The sequence below is a fragment of the Pantoea sp. 1.19 genome (genome assembly GCF_001922585.1).
GTDB lineage: Bacteria > Pseudomonadota > Gammaproteobacteria > Enterobacterales > Enterobacteriaceae > 1-19.
The window spans coordinates 261,113-279,156 of the sequence record NZ_MRBS01000003.1; the positions used below are offsets into that span (position 1 = coordinate 261,113).

The following is an 18,044-nucleotide window of genomic DNA, read 5'->3' on the forward strand; positions in this document are numbered from 1 at the left end:
AAGAGCGGCGTCACCGCCGCTCTTCCCTGCGCCCTACCCCTGCAGAGCCTGCAGGATCCCGTCCACGCTGCCTTTTGCATCGCCAAACAGCATTTGGGTATTCTCCCTGAAGAACAGCGGATTCTGTACCCCGGCATAACCGGTGTTCATCGAACGCTTGAGCACCACAACCTGCTGCGCTTTCCATACTTCCAGCACCGGCATTCCGGCAATCGGACTGCCGGGATCCTCTTGCGCCGCCGGATTCACCGTGTCGTTGGCCCCGATCACCAGCACCACGTCGGTGTCGGCGAAGTCGTCGTTAATCTCATCCATTTCCAGCACGATATCGTAAGGCACCTTCGCCTCCGCCAGCAGCACGTTCATGTGTCCGGGCAGACGCCCCGCGACCGGATGGATACCGAAGCGCACCTTAACACCGCGCTCGCGCAGCTTCTGGGTGATCGCGGCAACGGGATACTGCGCCTGCGCCACCGCCATGCCGTAACCCGGCGTGATGATCACCGACTGAGCGTTTTTCAGCAGTTCGGCCGTCTCTTCCACGCTGATTTCCCGATGCTCACCGACGTCTGCGCCCTCACCGCCAGGCTGGCTATCGGTGCCGAAACCGCCGGCAATCACGCTGATAAACGAACGGTTCATCGCTTTACACATGATCCAGGAGAGAATGGCACCGGATGATCCCACCAGTGCACCGGTGACGATCAGCAAATCATTGCTGAGCATAAAGCCCGCCGCCGCCGCCGCCCAGCCCGAATAGGAGTTGAGCATCGAGACCACCACCGGCATATCGGCGCCCCCGATCGACGCCACCAGATGCCAGCCAAAAGCCAGGGCAATAGCGATCATCACCACCAGCATCAGCGCCTGCATTCCCCCGCTGTTACTGTTGACAAACCCCGTCAGCAGTAGAAAGGATACCGCCAGCGCCAGCAGGTTCAGCTTGTGACGATGCGGCAGCATCAGCGGGCGGGAGGAGAGCCTGCCGCACAGCTTCCCATACGCGACCAGCGAGCCCGTGAAGGTCACCGCGCCGATAAACACGCCGAGGAACACTTCGGTCAGGTGGATATTCACCATCACCGGTGAGAGGGTGATGTCATGCACGATAAAGCTGTTTATGCCGACCAGCACCGCGGCCAGCCCCACAAAACTGTGCAGTATCGCTACCAGCTCGGGCATCCCGGTCATTTCAACCCGCTGCGCGCGGCGCACGCCAATGGCGCCACCAATGACCATTGCCAGCAGGATCAGCGCGATATCGCCCGATGCCGGACCAAACAGCGTGGCGAGCAGCGCCAGCGCCATCCCGACGATGCCAAACAGATTTCCCCGCTGCGAGGTCTCGTGTTTTGATAATCCAGCCAGACTGAAAATAAACAGAATGGCGGCAACGATCCAGGCTGCAGTAACCATGCCTTCAGACATTTTTGACCCCTTACTGTTTACGGAACATTTTCAGCATGCGCTGAGTGACGGTAAATCCGCCAAAGATGTTGATGCTGGCCACCAGCACCGCGATAAAGGCGAAAAAGCTGACCCAGCCGCCCTCGCCCATTTGCAATACCGCACCGACCACGATGATGCCGGAGATGGCGTTGGTCACCGACATCAGCGGCGTATGCAGCGCGTGGCTGACGTTCCACACCACGTAGTACCCAACTACGCAGGCCAGAGCGAACACGGTGAAGTGCGACAAAAAGGCCGGCGGCGCAACGCTGGCCAGCCAGCCAAACAGGAGGATGGCCAGCGCCAGCAGCGCATACTTACGCCACGGCGAAGCGGGGGCCGGAGGGGACGTAACCGCCGCTGACGTTTTGGCCGGCTTCGCCGCCGGCGCGGCCGACACGGCAATGGGCGGTGCCGGCCAGGTGATTTCACCGTCGCGCACCACCGTCACGCCGCGCACCACCACGTCGTCAAAATCCACGTGAATCACGCCGTCTTTCTCTTTGCAGAGCAGCTTCAGCAGGTTGACCAGATTGGTACCGTACAGCTGGGACGACTGCGTAGGCAGCCGACTCGGCAGATCGGTATAGCCGATAATTTTGACGCCGTTGTCGGTGACGACAATCTGATTAGCGACGGTCAACGCGCAGTTGCCGCCGTTTTGTGCCGCCAGATCGACGATCACGCTGCCCGGTTTCATTAGCGCGACCATCTCTTCGGTGATCAGGGTCGGCGCCGGCTTGCCCGGGATAAGCGCGGTCGTGACGATGATATCGACTTCCCGGGCCTGAGCGCTGAACAGCGCCATCTCGGCGGCGATAAACGCCGGGGACATCACTTTGGCATAGCCATCGCCGCTGCCCGCCTCCTCCTCTACGTGCAGTTCGAGGAAGTCGGCCCCCATGCTCTGCACCTGCTCTTTCACTTCCGGTCGGGTATCAAAGGCGCGCACGATAGCGCCAAGACTGCCCGCCGCGCCAATCGCCGCCAGGCCGGCCACGCCGGCGCCGATAACCAGCACTTTTGCCGGTGGGACCTTACCGGCGGCGGTGATTTGCCCGGTAAAGAAGCGGCCGAATTCGTGTGCCGCCTCGACGATAGCGCGGTAGCCGGCGATATTGGCCATCGAGCTGAGGGCATCCAGCGACTGCGCGCGTGAAATGCGTGGAACGGCGTCCATCGCCATCACCGTCACTCGACGCGCGGCCAGCGCGGCCAGCAGCGCCGGTTGCTGTGCAGGCCAGATGAAACTGATAAGCGTCGCCCCTTCGCGCAGCAGCGGGATCTCGGCGTCATCGGGGGCGTTAACTTTCAGTACAATGTCCGCCTGCCATGCCGCATCGCGCGGCACGATCTGCGCGCCGGCAGCGACGTAAGCGGCGTCATCAAAACTGGCCAGCGCGCCGGCCTGCGGCTCAACCACCACCTGAAAGCCCAGCTTAATCAGCTGCTGCACGGTCGCCGGCGTGGCGGCTACGCGCGCCTCGCCCGTCAACCGCTCTTTAGGGATTCCAATTTGCATATGTGTCCTCTTTGGCTGAGGGAAAACACCGCGGCGCGCGCCGCGATGGAGAAGAAACTCGGTGTGAATAACCTACTGAAAACCGGCGCCCCTGACCATAAGCAAACGCAATAACCCGACATATTTGCGCAATTATTCAGTAATGTGTGACAAATACCTGATAATGCCCCTAAGAAGCCGGTGAAAACAGCAGTTTTCTGCTAGTAAATACGCCTGTGTTAATTATCTTGTGATAGTAAAAAGTAATTATTAACAATGATTTAACTTAATAAGCCCGGCTAATCAGGGTTCATGCCAATAAAGAGAATGCGATAGCGCGGTTTTTACGTTTTATCCTGATCTCTCATCCGTCGCGCGTAAGAAAGCGTGATCGCCAGACCGAAAATGGCTGAGACAGCAGCCGGGTTACATGCAATAATCGACGCCTAATCAACGGTCCAGCACGTTTTCGTACACTCAATTTGCGCAAGGCGAAGGATTATTTTTTATGAAGCTTAAGTACTGCCTCCTGGCATCTGCCCTGTTCTCCCTGACTTCCCTTTCCGTGCAGGCTGCCCAGGAACTGACGCCACAACAAGCAGCCAGCCTGAAACCTTTTGAACGGATTGCTTTCACCGGCCGCTTCAATGCTATTGGCGATGCCGTCAGTGAAGCCTCACGCCGCGCGGATGAGAAAGGCGCCGCCTCTTTCTACGTGCTGAGCAGCAGTGACACCAACGGTAACGGCGGCAACTGGCGCGTCGTGGCCGATCTGTATCGCGCCGACGCGGCACCGGCCGATACCGCTACTCACTACCGTACCTTTGAAGGCGTGCGCGAACTGCCGAAAAAAGAGGCTATTCAGCTGGAGCCGTATGACACCGTATCGGTGAGCGGTTTTTATCGCAGCCAGCCCGACGTGAACACCGCAATTGCAAAAGCGGCGAAAGATAAAGGCGCCGCGGCGTTTTATATCGTGCGTCAGGTGGACGCCAACAACGGGGGCAATCAGTACATTACCGCCTACGTTTACAAGGCCGATGCGCCGAAGCGGGTCATTCAGAAAGAAGATGCGGTGATCCCAGCCGACTCCGAAGCCGGTAAAGCCGCTCTGGCTGCCGGCGGTGCCGCCGCGGCGCGCGTAGAGATCCCGGGCGTCGCCTCTTCCAGCTCACCGAGCCGCGAGGTCGGACGCTTCTTTGAAACCCAGTCCTCAACCGGAAAACGTTACACCGTCACCACGATGGACGGCAGCAAGGTTCAGGAGTTGAACAACACCGCCGCCGCCCTGATGCAGCCGTTTGACAGCGTGACATTTACCGGTCACTTTGGCTCACCGACGGAAGTTTCCGAGCAGGTCGCCAAGCGCGCTGCGGCAAAAGGCGCTAAGTTCTACCACATCACCCGCCAGTGGCAGAACCAGAGCGGCGGTAACCTCACCGTCAGCGCCGATCTGTTTAAATAATCCCTGCCGGGGCGCCCCGCGCCCCGTTTTGCATCATTCCAGCCGCTTTTTGCATAGTTACGCATTGCAACCGCGGTTTACTCTCCGTAAAATCGCCTGCCTCATTGGCAGACGCCCTGCGCTTTGCCTCTTTTTTCGACATTTACGCCAGACCTGGCGTTATCAACAGCAGTAAACTCTGTAAACGGTGGAAAGATTGGATAAAAAGTTAGGTCTCGCTGCTCTGACGGCGCTGGTACTCAGCTCAATGTTAGGCGCGGGCGTGTTCAGCCTGCCGCAGAACATGGCCGCCGTGGCCAGTCCGGCTGCGCTGCTGACAGGCTGGGCAATCACCGGCGTGGGGATCCTGTTCCTGGCGCTGGCGATGCTGCTGCTTACCCGGCTGAAACCCGACCTCGATGGCGGGATCTTTACCTACGCCCGCGAGGGTTTCGGCGAGTTAACCGGCTTTTGTTCCGCGTGGGGCTACTGGCTGTGCGCGGTGATCGCGAACGTCTCCTATTTAGTGATTGTCTTTTCGGCCCTCAGCCTGTTCACTGACTCGCCGGATCGGGTCATTTTTGGCGATGGCAACACCTGGCAGGCAATGGTTGGCGCCTCGGTGCTGCTGTGGCTGGTGCATTTTATGGTGCTGCGCGGCGTACAAACCGCCGCGGCGATTAACCTGGTGGCCACGCTGGGTAAACTCCTGCCGCTGGCGCTGTTTGTGGTGCTGGCGGCGCTGGCGTTTAACCTCGATCGCTTTCGCCTGGACTTCAGCGGCGTGGCGCTCGGCGTACCGGTGTGGGAGCAGGTGAAAAATACCATGCTGATCACCCTGTGGGTGTTTATTGGCGTTGAGGGGGCCGTGGTGGTCTCCTCCCGCGCGCGCCACAAGCGCGATGTTGGCCGGGCTACCGTGCTGGCGGTCGTGGCGGCGCTGACGGTCTACCTGCTGGTTACCCTGCTGTCGCTGGGCGTGGTGGCCCGTCCGGAGCTGGCGGAGATGCGCAATCCGTCGATGGCCGGCGTGATGGACCGGCTGATTGCCCACGGCGGCAAAGCAATCATTGCCATCGGGCTGGTCGTGTCAGTCTGCGGGGCCTACCTGAGCTGGACGATCATGGCGGCGGAAGTGCCATGGATGGCCGCACAGCAGGCGGCGTTTCCGCGCAGCCTGGCGCGGCAAAATCGCCATGGTGCCCCCTCGGCATCGCTGTGGTTAACCAACGGCAGCGTCCAGGCCTGTCTGATTCTGATTGGCATCAGCGGTGCGGATTACAGCACCCTGCTGACAATTGCCTCCGAGATGATCCTGGTCCCGTATCTGCTGGTTGGGGCCTATCTGCTGAAGCTGGTATGGGGTAAACAGCAGCCGCTCATGAGCCTGATTGGACTCGGGGCCAGCGCCTACGGTCTGTGGCTGCTCTATGCCTCCGGTCCCCTGCACCTGCTGCTGTCGGTGGTACTGTACGCGCCCGGCCTGCTGCTGTTTCTTTTTGCCCGCCGCGGCGGTCGCTCAGCTACGACGCTGCGGCGCTGGGAGAAAGGCGTGGTGGTGCTGATGATGGCGGGTAGCCTTCCGGCGCTGCAGGTGTTGCTCAACGGGTGATCCCGCCGCACAGAAAGGAGGCGGTGCAGGCAGATTGTGTCACCGCCGCCCGTGAGTGGTGAGGATTGCCTTCGGCGCAGCTCGGCAACCCGTCCGCGCCACTCCTCAGGTAACAGGCAGTGGCCCGCTCGCTATCCGCAGGCCGGCCCACTCCGGTTCCGATCGCCGCCTGCCCGGGCAGCGGACAGCCCCCTTCTCGTGACGATGTGCCCTTAGCCGCCGCGCATTAGCCGCGGCGGAGCCTGGCGTGGGCTGCCCCCTCCTTTACGCCACCGCGCCGGCCGCGGGCGAGCGGTATGCCGATCTTTGCTACGCTGCCCGGCCTGCCCGGGCGGCTCCCCCCAATAAGACCGGCGCGGCTCCGCCCCGTCGGCGGGGAGCACCCGCCGCGGCATTGACGATGCGGGCGCAGGGTGCCTTCCCCCACGGTTCACACGCGAACGCGCCCCCGCAGCGTAAAGGAGCGGCGTCGCGGCCCGGTTGGTCGCCCGAAGGCGACACTCCTCGTCAGCCACGGCCAAAACCCCTGATATCACCGGCGACGGCCATCCAGTAATCCTGCCGATCGCCACTGCGGCGCGTCCAACCGCCAGGCTCCGCGCACTGTCCGCACGCGAGATGCCTGCAGCAGGTGACAGCTTAACCGAATCGGCCCATTAAAAAAGCGGGTGGATTCCGTCCCGGAGGCCGGTCAGCAATAAGATAAGATGCGGTTTACATGCTCGGTAATCAGACGCACTCAATCATGCAGGGGCGACAGACATCTCCAGCGTGGTGGAACAGGCCATGTGCCGCAGACGCACATGCCCATGCGGCGGCTGGCCAATATGCGCCTGTATCGCCGGTTTAGCAACCGCGCCGCGCCGGCGAGCCTCAGGATACCGGCGTTCATCGCGACGCGTCCCACCGCTGCCCGCGCAAAAGCTCTGCGGCACGCCATAAACGATCCGGCCGTATCAGCATAGCCCCGGTCTTTTCGAAAAAAGGGGGACAGAGTGCATTACCGGGTGAGTGTTTAAAAAACGACTCGATTCCCGATCGGTTTTTATCTTCACACGTCGAAAAATGATATTGATCATTATTCGCCATCGCCATCCTGAAACAATCGTCTCAGCGCAAGTCACACGTGGCATTAAATCATGACGAAAGGATGAGACAAATGGGAAAAGTAAGCGCAGGAAACGCGCACAAAATGGGGTTGGCAGCCCTGACGCTGGTGACCGCTTCAAATATGATGGGTTCCGGCGTATTTATGCTACCGACTAACCTGGCCGGCGTCGGCTATATCTCTTTATGGGGATGGCTATTTACCATCATTGGCGTGATCGCGCTGGCACTGGTTTTTGCCAAAACCAGTCTCATCACTCCGCGCGCCGGGGGGATCGTCGCCTATGCCAGCGATGCCTTCGGCCCCTTTATTGGTTTCCAAACCACGGTCTGCTACTGGATCAGCGCCTGGATCGGCAACGTGGCCCTGCTGGTTGCCGGAGTGGGTTACCTCAGCTACTTTTTTCCCCAGCTGCATAACCCGGTATACGGCTGTATCACCGCCATTGTTATCCTCTGGGCCTTTATCCTGTTAGGCAGTTTTGGAGCAAAAACCGCCGGGCGGGCGCAGTCATTTACCGCCAGCTGCATGCTGGTGGTGGTGCTGGGCGTTGGCGTTGTCGGCTGGTTTTGGTTCGATCCCCACCTGTTTACCGAAGTGTATAACGGCACCGGACGCAGCGACGGCGCGGCCATCGTCTCCGCCGCCTCGATTGCGCTGTGGGGGTTTCTGGGCGTCGAATCCGCCGTCGTTTCCACAGGCCAGGTGGAACAGCCGGAGCGCACCGTGCCGCGCGCAACGGTGTATGGTTTGCTGATCGCCTCAGTCTGCTACGTCGGCAGCTGTACCGTCATCATGGGGCTGGTACCGCACGGCGAGCTGGTCAACTCGGCGGCCCCCTTTGCGGATGCGGCACGCTATATGTTTGGCGATCTGGCCGGCAATATCGCCTCGGCGCTGAGCATCATCGCCTGTTTTGGCTCGATTTCCGGCTGGCTGATTTTGCAGGCCGAGGGGCCGCGCGCCGGCGCCAAACAGGGCCTGTTTCCGCATATTTTTGCCAAAACCAACCGCAACGATGTGCCCATGAAAGGGCTGATTATCTCCGGCGTTCTGATGAGTCTGGTGCTGATGCTGACCGCGTCGCCCAACCTGGCGAAGCAGTTTGAAGTGGTGATTTTAATGTCGGTATTTGCATCGCTGCTGCCTTATATGTACGCGATCATCGCGCTACCGATCATTATGGTCTCCAGGCGCCTCAACCGCGGCCGCAGCTTCATGTTTTATTGCGTCTTAACCCTGATTGGCATGATTTACTGCATCTTTGCCCTGCTGGGTTCCGGAACCGATTCTATTTTCTGGGGCACGGTGATGATGATGGTTACTATTCCCCTCTTCTCCTTTGTCGCCGCCGGACGGAATAAAAAGGGTGAGGAGATCCTGTACCTGGAAAAATAATTCCACCTTTCTTCACGACATTAATAGGGAGTTTAGTATGTCTTTATCGATAGCTGACCAAAACAAACTGGATGCTTTTTGGTCATACTGCGTTAAAAATCGCTATTTTAATATTGGTTACCCCGAGTCAGCCGATTTCGATTACACCATGCTCGAGCGCTTTCTGCGCTTCTCAATTAATAATTGCGGTGACTGGGGTGAGTACTGTAATTATTTACTTAATTCGTTTGAATTCGAAAAAGAGGTGATGGCGTGGTTTTCTGGCATCTTTAAAATACCGGTCGACGAGAGCTGGGGATACGTGACCAACGGCGGCACCGAGAGCAATATGTTCGGTTGCTATCTTGGACGAGAACTGTTTCCGGACGGCACCCTTTACTACTCGCAGGATACCCACTATTCGGTGGCAAAAATCGTTAAGCTGCTGCGGATTAAATCACAACTGGTGGCTTCACAGCCTGGCGGCGAGATCGATTACGACGATCTGGAGCACCACATTCGCGCTTCTGGCGAACGCCACCCGATCATTTTTGCCAATATCGGCACCACGGTGCGCGGCGCGGTGGATGATATTGCGGAAATTCAGCGGCGTATCGCCGCGCTGGGTATCCCGCGCGAAGCGTATTATCTGCACGCCGACGCGGCGCTCAGCGGCATGATTTTGCCGTTTGTTGATGATCCACAGCCGTTCACCTTTGCCGACGGCATTGACTCCATCGGCGTGTCCGGCCACAAAATGATTGGATCGCCGATCCCCTGCGGCATCGTGGTGGCCAAAAAGCGCAATGTGGATCGTATCAGCGTCGAGATTGACTACATTTCGGCACACGATAAAACCATCTCCGGTTCGCGCAACGGCCATACGCCGCTGATGATGTGGGCAGCGGTGCGCAGCCACACCGATGCGGAGTGGCGTCGACGCATCAGCCACAGCCTGACCATGGCGCAGTATGCCGTCGATCGCTTTACCGCGGCCGGTATCCGTTCGCTGCGCCATAAGAACTCCATCACCGTGGTATTCCCGATCCCGTCGGAGTGGGTGTGGAAAAAACATTGTCTCGCCACCTCCGGCGACGTGGCGCATCTGATTACCACCGCCCATCACCTGGATAGCGCGCAGATCGATGCGCTGATTGATGACGTGATTGCCGATCTCAACCAGCGCGCGGCCTGATAGTCCATCCGGCTTCTCCCGGCGGGCGGTTTCCCCTGCCCGCCAGATTAGGCCACGTTGCACCCGCAGCGCTGGCTACCGCGCACCGCTGGCCAACCGCACCGGTCAGGATGCGCCAGACAGGAGGGATTCTGTATGAGTAATCGATTTAAAGCGATACGCGGCATGGCGGACGTGCTACCGGAACAAACGCCCATGTGGCAGTGGCTTGAAGGACATTTTCGACGCCTGACTTTTCGCTATGGCTATCAGGAAATGCGTCTGCCGCTGCTGGAACCGGTGGCGCTGTTTCAGCGCGCCGTCGGTGAGGCGACGGATATCGTCGCCAAAGAGATGTATGATTTTCGCGACAAGAGCGGCGAGCACATCACGCTGCGGCCGGAGGGCACCAGCGGCTGCCTGCGCGCGGTACTGGAAAATAATCTGTGCTACAACACCACCCAGCGCCTCTGGTACCAGGGGCCGATGTTCCGCTATGAGCGGCCGCAAAAGGGACGGCTGCGCCAGTTTACTCAGTTTGGCGTAGAGGCCTTTGGCATGGCCGGACCGGACGTTGATGCCGAGATGATCTTCATGATAAGCGACTTATTTAAGCAGCTCGGGCTGAGCGATCACGTCCGGCTGGAGATCAACTCCCTCGGCACCCCGGATGAGCGCCGGGACCACCGTGAGGCGCTGGTGGCCTGGTTTACCGCCCACCGCGACGTACTGGATGAGGACAGCCTGAAACGGCTGGAAAACAATCCGCTGCGCATTCTCGACAGCAAAAATCCGGAGATGCAGCCGATGTTAGAGCAGGCTCCCCGGCTAATTGACCATCTGCAACCGGCGTCACGCGACCACTTCGCGACGGTGTGTGCGCTGCTCGACCGGGCGGGGATCCCCTGGACGCTCAACGCCCGGCTGGTGCGCGGGCTCGATTACTACACGCGTACCGTTTTTGAATGGGTGACCGATGCGCTGGGCGCACAGGGAACGGTGTGCGGCGGCGGTCGCTACGATGGCCTGGCCGAGCTGTTCAATCCAAAACCGCTGCCGGCCTGCGGCTTTGCTATCGGCATTGAGCGGCTGCTGCTGCTGATTCAGACCGTCAGCACGCAGGATAATCCGCTGTGGCACTTCCATCCTGATGTGGTGATCACCCGCGAGCGCGAAGATGAAGGCCTGCAGGCACAGCTGCTGGCGGAGCTGCTGCGTCAGCGGATTGCTGGCCTGAGCGTGCTGGTCGACTGCAGCGGTGGCAAACTTAAGCGCCAGCACCAGACGGCGCGCCAGCACCAGTGTAAAGCGATCGTTACTATCAATAACGATGGCGCCCTGCGGCTCTGGGATTTAGTCGCTTCGCAGCAGCAGCAGGTCAGCGAGCAGGATCTCATCGGCTGGCTGCAGCGCTATGCGCGCTGACGCGATGGGCAACGGCGCCGCCGCGCGTCGCTGCTGCCGGACCATGACGGTCTCAGATAAGCGGTGATAAGAGAAGCATCAGCATGGCGAGGAAAAATCGATTATTTATCCCGGGTATGCCCCACCTGGCCAGGCTCAGCGGCCATAACGGCGAGGCGCTGTTTCGCCAGCGTGAGGATTATCCGGTATTCCAGCGCTTTCTGGTGCAGGCGGCGCAGCGTTACGGCTTATCCCTGCACAGCTGGTCGCTGGCGCCGCCGCGCATCCTGCTGCTGGTCAGCGCACCCGATAAGCAGGCGCTCAGCCGGTTTATCCAGCACCTTGGTCGACGCTACGTGCCCTACTACAATCAGCGCTACTGCCGGCACGGCGCGCTGTGGGGCAGCCGCTATCAGTGTAGCCCGCTGGAGCCGGAGGCCTATTTCCTGGCGGTAAAACGCTTTATCGAGTGCGGAGAGGATGGCGTGCAGGGATGCCATAGCGATGGCGACAGGCCTGACGATCAGATCGTCGCGCACCCGGCCTGGCTCAGGCTGGGGAACTCTACCGCGCAGCGTGAAGCGCGGTTTCACGACTTTTGCCACTTGCCGATCAGTCCGGCGCTGGTGGCACAGATCCGCCGCGCGCTGCAGCAAAACTGCCTGCTGGCGACCCCCGATCTGAGCCGCAAGCTGGAGGAACGTCTCGCGCGGCTGCTACATACCCGCCACAGTGGCCGTCCGCGCAAAGTGGAATCGCGCCCCGTCGAACAGTGGTCCTGGCTGGAGCGGCAGGTCGAACGCAGCTTACGTCAGTGCGGCTATCAGCAGATCCGCCTGGCACTGCTGGCGCGCGCGCCGCGGTTTGCTCCCGGCGGTGCGGCGGTGCGCGGCGGCGTGGCGCTGCGCGGCGATGGCACCAGCGGTTCCCTGCGCCTGCTGGCCGATAATCCGCGGTCGCCAACGCTGAGCCGGATATGGTACGCCGGTGCGATGTTTCGCCAGCCGGCCGGTGAGGTACCGATGCAGCAAGACCACCAGATCGGCGTCGAAGCCTTTGGCATGGCCGGTATCGATATTGAACTGGAACAGCTGATCATGCAGTGGGCCTTTTTTCAGCGGCTGGGGCTGAAGGGGCAGGTCGTGCTACACCTGAATATGCTCGGCGACACCGCGACGCTGTCCACCTTTCGCCAGGCGCTGCGCGACTACTACCGACCGCTGGCCCATTTACTGGCGCCCGAGCAGCGCCACTGGCTGGCGCGCCACCCGGAGTGGCTCATTCATCATAATGACATCTTGCTGCAGCGGCTGGCGGCCAGAGCGCCGCGTCTCGACGATGCGCTTTCGTCGGCGTCGCGTCAGCGCTACTGCACCCTGCAGCAGGCGCTCGACCGGGCGGGCCTGCGGTGGCAACACGACGGGACGCTGTTTCCCCGCAATGAGTATTGCCAGCTGGTGTTTGAGTGGCGTAGCGCGCTGCCGGGCGCCGGGCAGGTGCTCAGCCGCGGCGGACGCTATGATGCCTGGGCCAGCCGGGTCCTGCGGCAGCCGGTCACGGCCTGCGGCTTTGCGCTGCTACTGGAACCGGTCATGGCGCTGGTCAGTCAGCAGCCGTCGCCCGGCCGGATGCCGTCGCAGGTGGACGTAGTGGTCATGCCCGGCCAGCCGCGAGGGGCGGAGGACGCGCTGCTGCTGGGGCGGCGCCTGCGTCAGCAGTTTTCGCAGCTCAGCATCATGAACGATTGCTCCCGATTGCCGGCGGTGACACGTCTCAAAAATGCCCGGCGGCGGGGCGCGCGCTTTATTCTGGTGATAGAGGACGATGAGGGCAGCGTCACCCTGCATGATACCCACACTCAGCAGTGCCAGACGGTCAGCATGGCGGCGGTCGGCGAACGATTAGGGCAAGCGATGGCGTCGTAAAGTCCGCGCGCGGCGACGGGACATCCGCTTAGTGCGCGGGCAGTTCAACCTGCAGACGCTCCTCATGCAGCGTCAGGGTCACCGGGCGGGCATACTCCTGGCGAAGCGCATGCAGCTGCTCATCGGAGAGGGGGTAAGGCAGTAAAATATCAAAACGGGTAATGTGCTGCGCGGCGGCCAGCGCAATCAGGCGGGCCAGGTTAATGGCATCACTCACCTGAGGAGAGAGAATCTGCATTGCCTGCTCTTTCAGCTGTTCCGGACCGCACCGGCGGCGCGAGGAGCCCTTCGTCACCATACCGAAGATTGGCATCACGCCGTAAATCGCATCAACAAAACTCCAACGTTTGTTACAGGTTGCCGCCAGAAAATCCATGTAGTTCAGGCAAACCACTGTTGATTGCTCCGTCGTCGACCGTTCGTTATGCGCCACGTCAATCTGCTCCTTTCACTTCAGCCCGGACCCGGCAAGTATACCCACACACTCTGCCTGCTTGATACTCCTTGCGACAATTAATTTGCAGGATAAGTTTAGTATTCCCGCTGTCCCGCGCTATGCTGCAGGCACGCACCATCCGTTCACAGACGTTATGAATACACTGGTTTTTGTTGAAGACGATCCCGATGTCGGCGCGCTGATTGCCGCCTACCTGCGTCGGCATGATATTGACGTCATTGTAGAGTCACGCGGCGACCGCGCCGAAGAGACCATTGCCCGGGTAAATCCCGATCTGGTCATGCTGGACATCATGCTGCCCGGAAAGGACGGTATGACCCTTTGCCGCGATTTGCGCCAGAGCTGGCAAGGTCCGGTGATCCTGCTCACCTCGCTCGACAGCGACATGAATCACATTCTGGCGCTGGAGATGGGCGCGCGGGATTACATTTTAAAAACTACGCCGCCCGCGGTGCTGCTGGCGCGCCTGCGCCTGCATTTACGTCAATCGGCACGGCCGCTGGTCCCCGCAGGGCCCGGCGCTGAGATATCGCTGACCGCACATAACCCCCTCACCTTTGGCGCGCTGACCATCGACCCGGTCAACCGCCGGGTCGTGCTGGCGGATGAGGTCATCGCGCTGTCGACGGCGGATTTTGATTTGCTGTGGGAGCTGGCCACCCACGCCGGGCAGATCCTTCACCGCGATGTGCTGCTGCAGACCCTGCGCGGGGTCAGCTACGACGGACTGGATCGCAGTATTGACGTCGCCATTTCCCGGCTACGTAAAAAGCTGCATGACAACGCCGCCGAGCCCTGGCGAATCAAAACTATCCGCAATAAAGGCTATCTGTTTGCTCCTCACGCCTGGGAAACCGGCCGATGAGAAAGCTGTTTATCCAGTTTTATCTGCTGCTGTTTGTCTGCTTTCTGGTGATGGCGATGCTGGTCGGGCTGGTCTATAAGTTTACCGCCGAGCGCGCCGGCCGTCAGTCGATGGACGATTTGATGAAGAGTTCGCTGTATCTGATCCGCAGCGAACTGCGAGAAATCCCTCCGCGCGACTGGAACAAAACCATCAACAACCTCGATTTGAATCTGTCGTTTAAGATGCATATCGAACCGATGAGCAAAATCCAACTCGATCCGGAGCAAATGCGCCGCCTGCGCGCCGGTGAAATTGTTGCTCAGGACGCGCAATACAGCTTCCTGCAGCATATTCCCCGCAGCCACTACGTGCTGGTGGTCGGTCCAATTCCCTATCTGTTTTTTCTGCATGAGATGCGGCTGTGGGACATTGCGATTGTGGCGTTTATCGGCCTGTCGCTGGCGCTGCCGGTCTTTATCTGGATGCGCCCCCACTGGCAGGACATGCTGCGGCTGGAGCACGCCGCACAGCGCTTTGGCCAGGGTCATCTCGACGAGCGTATCCACTTTGATAATGGATCGAGCCTGCAGCGGCTGGGGATCGCCTTTAACCACATGGCCGACAACATTCACACGCTGGTCGCCAGTAAAAAGCAGCTGATCGATGGCATTGCGCATGAGCTGCGCACGCCGCTGGTGCGGCTGCGCTACCGGCTGGAGATGAGCGAGCACCTCAGCGCGGCGGAAGCCGCGGCGCTGAACCGCGACATCGGCCAGCTGGAGGGACTGATCGAGGAGCTGCTCACCTACGCGCGGCTGGACCGTCCGCAGGTCAGCCTGCATCAGGAGCGGCTGGATATGGCCCGCTGGCTGAATGAGAAGCTGGACAATATTCAGTCAGTCAATCCGCGCTGCCAAATCGAACGCGATATGCCGCCCGGCCAGACGTTCGGCGAGGTGGATACCCGCCTGATGGAGCGGGTGCTGGACAATCTGGTGAATAACGCTCTACGCTACGCCAGCGCGCGGCTGCGGGTCAGCCTGTGGCTGGACGGGCCCCGCGCCTGTTTGCAGGTTGAGGATGACGGCCCCGGTATTCCGGCGACGTCGCGGGAACAGATATTTGAACCTTTTGTCCGCCTCGACCCCAGCCGCGATCGCGCCACCGGCGGCTGTGGGCTGGGGTTGGCCATTGTACAGTCGATAGCGCAGGCGATGGGTGGACAGGCTACAGCCGATGCCAGCCCGCTGGGGGGCGCGGCACTGCGCTTTAGCTGGCCAGTGGCGGGCGATCCCCCGGCGCAGCCACACTGATTTTTTCGCTCAAGGAGATGCTATGTCGACGGCTTATCAACAACTCACGGCGCTGTTCCAGCGCCTGTCTCGCTTCAGCCACCTGTCCGCCATTGCCGGCTGGGATATGCAAACCATGATGCCGCAGGGCGGCAGCACCGCGCGCGGCGAAGCGCTGGCGGAGCTGAGCGTTCTGCAGCATGAGATGCTGACCGCCCCGCAAACTGCGGCGCTGTTCGCGCAGGCGAGCGAGGCCGATCTCAACGACGTCGAACGGGCAAACCTGACGGAAATGCAGCGCAGCTGGCAGCAGGCGGCGCTGCTGCCGTCGTCGCTGGTGGAAGCCAAGGCGCTGGCCGGTGCGCGCTGCGAGCACGCCTGGCGCACCCAGCGTCCGGCCAATGACTGGCAGGGTTTCGCCCACCATTTGCAAGACGTGGTGCGCCTCAGCCGCGAGGAGGCAGCGCTGCGCGCGGCGGCAGCGGGCTGCTCGCGCTACGACGCGCTGCTGGATCGCTATGAGCCCGGCATGACCAGCGCCCAGCTGGACGCCACCTTTGGCGAGCTGAAACAGTGGCTACCGGATTTACTGCAGCGCGTGGTGGCGAAGCAGGCGGACGAACCGGTGGTGGTACCGGCAGGCCCCTTCCCCGTCGAAGCCCAGCGCGAACTGGGGCTGGCGGTGATGAAAATCCTCGGCTTTGACTTTAACGCCGGGCGCCTCGACGTCAGTGCCCATCCCTTCTGCGGCGGCGTCCCGCAGGATGTGCGTATTACCACGCGCTATGATGAGCACAATTTTATCAGCGCGCTGATGGGGGTGATTCATGAGACTGGCCACGCTCGCTATGAACAGAATCTGCCGCAGCAGTGGGCCGGGCAGCCGGTCGCGCTGGCGCGTTCAACCGCTATCCACGAATCGCAAAGCCTGTTTTTTGAGATGCAGCTGGGGCGCAGTCAACCGTTTCTTGAGCTCATTCTGCCGCTGGTGAAGCGCCATCTGGGCGATCGTCCCGGTCTTGAACGCGACAACTTTGTGCGGCTCAATCAGCGCGTGCAGCCGGGCCTGATCCGCGTGGATGCCGATGAAGTCAGCTATCCGGCGCACGTGATCCTGCGCTATGAAATTGAGCGCGCGCTGATTGAGGGAGAGTGCGAGGTAGCCGATATTCCGGCACTGTGGCAGGAAAAAATGCAGGCTTACCTCGGGCTGGATACGCGCGGTGATTACCGTAACGGCTGTATGCAGGACATTCACTGGACCGACGGCGCCTTTGGGTACTTTCCGACCTATACCCTCGGCGCGATGTATGCGGCACAGCTGTTCCAGGCCATGTCGCGCGCGCTGCCGCAGCTCCCGGCGCTGCTGGCCGCCGGGGATGTGCAGCCGCTGTTTGACTGGCTGTACCAGACTATCTGGCAGCACGGCAGCCGCTTCTCTACCGCGGAGTTGATCGCGCGCGCCAGCGGCGAACCCCTCAATCCGCAGGCGTTCCGCACCCATCTCGAACAACGCTACCTCGGCTAATCCGCCACCGGTGGGGCCATCCGCGCCCCACCGCGCCCTTGTACATTCGGTTACACGCCGATACCAATGACTCACTGAAGTGGCTGAAGCCGCAGAGTAAAGTGACGTTCACCGGCCCCGCAGTGGGCTGCATAACAGACACTCACTTGAGGATTGATCAATGAAAAAAGTACTTACTCTGGTAGTTGCCGCTGCAATGGGCCTCTCTTCCGTGGCGTTCGCGGCGGAAACCACCGCGGCACCGGCCACCAGCACCACCGCGACCGCTCCGGCGAAAACCGGCGGCCACAAAACGGTGCACCATAAGAAGCACCCGACCGTAGCGCAAAAAGCGCAGGCGGCCAAAAAGCACCATAAAAAGGCCAGCAAGCCAGTAGCACAGCAAGCGCAGGCGGCCAAAAAGCAGCATAAAGCCAGCGCGAAACCGGCGGCGCAAAAAGCGCAGGCCGCAAAGAAAGTGCATCATAAAGCAGCGGCGAAGCCGGTCGCCCAGAAAGCGCAGGCCGCGAAGAAAGTGCATCACAAAGCAGCGGCGAAACCGGTCGCGCAGAAAGCCCAGGCCGCGAAGAAAGTGCATCACAAAGCAGCGGCGAAACCAGTCGCGCAGAAAGCCCAGGCCGCGAAAAAAATGCATAAAAAAGTGAGCAAGAAAGCCGCCCAGCCGGCAGCATAAACGCCCACGGAATCACATCTGCTTCGTTCCCGACACCCGGTTAGCGCCGGGTGTTTTTGTCAGGAGCCGCCATCATGCTGCGACGCTACCGTTTTGAGATTCTGCTGGCCGTGATGATCCTGTGCGCCCTGGTGACGGCCAGTTTCTATCTGTAGCGCGTTAGCTCGCTGATTTTGCGTCGTAATCTCCCTTTTCTTCCTGACTCCGGCTATAGTTAAGAGCCATGCTAATTACGTGATCATCTTCCACCTGG

General features: G+C 60.6%; 13 protein-coding genes. 10 read left to right on the top strand and 3 right to left on the bottom strand.

Annotated features, from left to right (window positions below; all coding sequences use genetic code 11):
* Window positions 1–33 precede the first annotated feature (33 nt).
* Window positions 34–1,428, bottom strand: coding sequence for a Re/Si-specific NAD(P)(+) transhydrogenase subunit beta (pntB, locus tag BS626_RS07910; protein ID WP_075181832.1), 1,395 nt, complete (start codon window positions 1,426–1,428; stop codon window positions 34–36).
* A gap of 10 nt (window positions 1,429–1,438) precedes the next feature.
* On the bottom strand, window positions 1,439–2,971 hold the full coding sequence (gene pntA, locus BS626_RS07915; protein WP_075181833.1) for a Re/Si-specific NAD(P)(+) transhydrogenase subunit alpha: 1,533 nt from the start codon (window positions 2,969–2,971) through the stop codon (window positions 1,439–1,441).
* Between the two features lie 487 nt (window positions 2,972–3,458).
* On the opposite strand from pntA, the gene ydgH reads away from it, so the two are divergent.
* The 6 genes from ydgH to BS626_RS07945 all read left to right on the top strand — a co-directional run bounded on the left by ydgH (window position 3,459) and on the right by BS626_RS07945 (window position 12,994).
* Window positions 3,459–4,415 (top strand): DUF1471 family protein YdgH, encoded by a 957-nt coding sequence (gene ydgH / locus BS626_RS07920; RefSeq protein ID WP_075181834.1) that lies wholly within the window; start codon window positions 3,459–3,461, stop codon window positions 4,413–4,415.
* 196 nt (window positions 4,416–4,611) lie between these two features.
* Window positions 4,612–6,006 (top strand): amino acid permease, encoded by a 1,395-nt coding sequence (locus BS626_RS07925; RefSeq protein WP_075181835.1) that lies wholly within the window; start codon window positions 4,612–4,614, stop codon window positions 6,004–6,006.
* Window positions 6,007–7,165: 1,159 nt separating this feature from the next.
* Complete coding sequence (gene hdcC / locus BS626_RS07930; RefSeq protein ID WP_075181836.1) at window positions 7,166–8,512, top strand: histidine-histamine antiporter; 1,347 nt, start codon at window positions 7,166–7,168, stop codon at window positions 8,510–8,512.
* A gap of 37 nt (window positions 8,513–8,549) precedes the next feature.
* A complete protein-coding gene (locus BS626_RS07935; protein ID WP_075181837.1) occupies window positions 8,550–9,686 on the top strand; it encodes a histidine decarboxylase in 1,137 nt (378 codons plus the stop codon).
* A 135-nt stretch (window positions 9,687–9,821) separates the two neighbouring features.
* Entirely contained in the window at window positions 9,822–11,090 is a 1,269-nt protein-coding gene (gene hisS / locus BS626_RS07940; RefSeq protein WP_075181838.1) for a histidine--tRNA ligase, read from the top strand.
* 83 nt (window positions 11,091–11,173) lie between these two features.
* Complete coding sequence (locus BS626_RS07945) at window positions 11,174–12,994, top strand: ATP phosphoribosyltransferase regulatory subunit (protein ID WP_075181839.1); 1,821 nt, start codon at window positions 11,174–11,176, stop codon at window positions 12,992–12,994.
* A gap of 28 nt (window positions 12,995–13,022) precedes the next feature.
* Here BS626_RS07945 and BS626_RS07950 read toward each other — a convergent pair whose 3' ends face one another.
* Entirely contained in the window at window positions 13,023–13,370 is a 348-nt protein-coding gene (locus BS626_RS07950; RefSeq protein ID WP_139308802.1) for a hypothetical protein, read from the bottom strand.
* Between the two features lie 214 nt (window positions 13,371–13,584).
* Between BS626_RS07950 and rstA the strand changes: the two genes are divergently transcribed.
* From rstA to asr, 4 genes are all read left to right on the top strand, one after another.
* On the top strand, window positions 13,585–14,316 hold the full coding sequence (gene rstA, locus BS626_RS07955; protein WP_075181841.1) for a two-component system response regulator RstA: 732 nt from the start codon (window positions 13,585–13,587) through the stop codon (window positions 14,314–14,316).
* A complete protein-coding gene (rstB, locus tag BS626_RS07960; protein ID WP_075181842.1) occupies window positions 14,313–15,611 on the top strand; it encodes a two-component system sensor histidine kinase RstB in 1,299 nt (432 codons plus the stop codon). Before rstA ends, rstB begins: the two co-directional genes overlap by 4 nt.
* A gap of 22 nt (window positions 15,612–15,633) precedes the next feature.
* The gene (locus tag BS626_RS07965) at window positions 15,634–17,118 is read left to right on the top strand and encodes a carboxypeptidase M32 (RefSeq protein ID WP_075181843.1); all 1,485 of its coding nucleotides are present in this window, start codon (window positions 15,634–15,636) and stop codon (window positions 17,116–17,118) included.
* A gap of 160 nt (window positions 17,119–17,278) precedes the next feature.
* Window positions 17,279–17,791 carry an acid resistance repetitive basic protein Asr gene (gene asr / locus BS626_RS07970; protein ID WP_075181844.1) on the top strand — a complete coding sequence of 171 codons (513 nt, stop codon included), beginning with the start codon at window positions 17,279–17,281 and terminating at the stop codon, window positions 17,789–17,791.
* The last annotated feature ends 253 nt before the right edge of the window (window positions 17,792–18,044 follow it).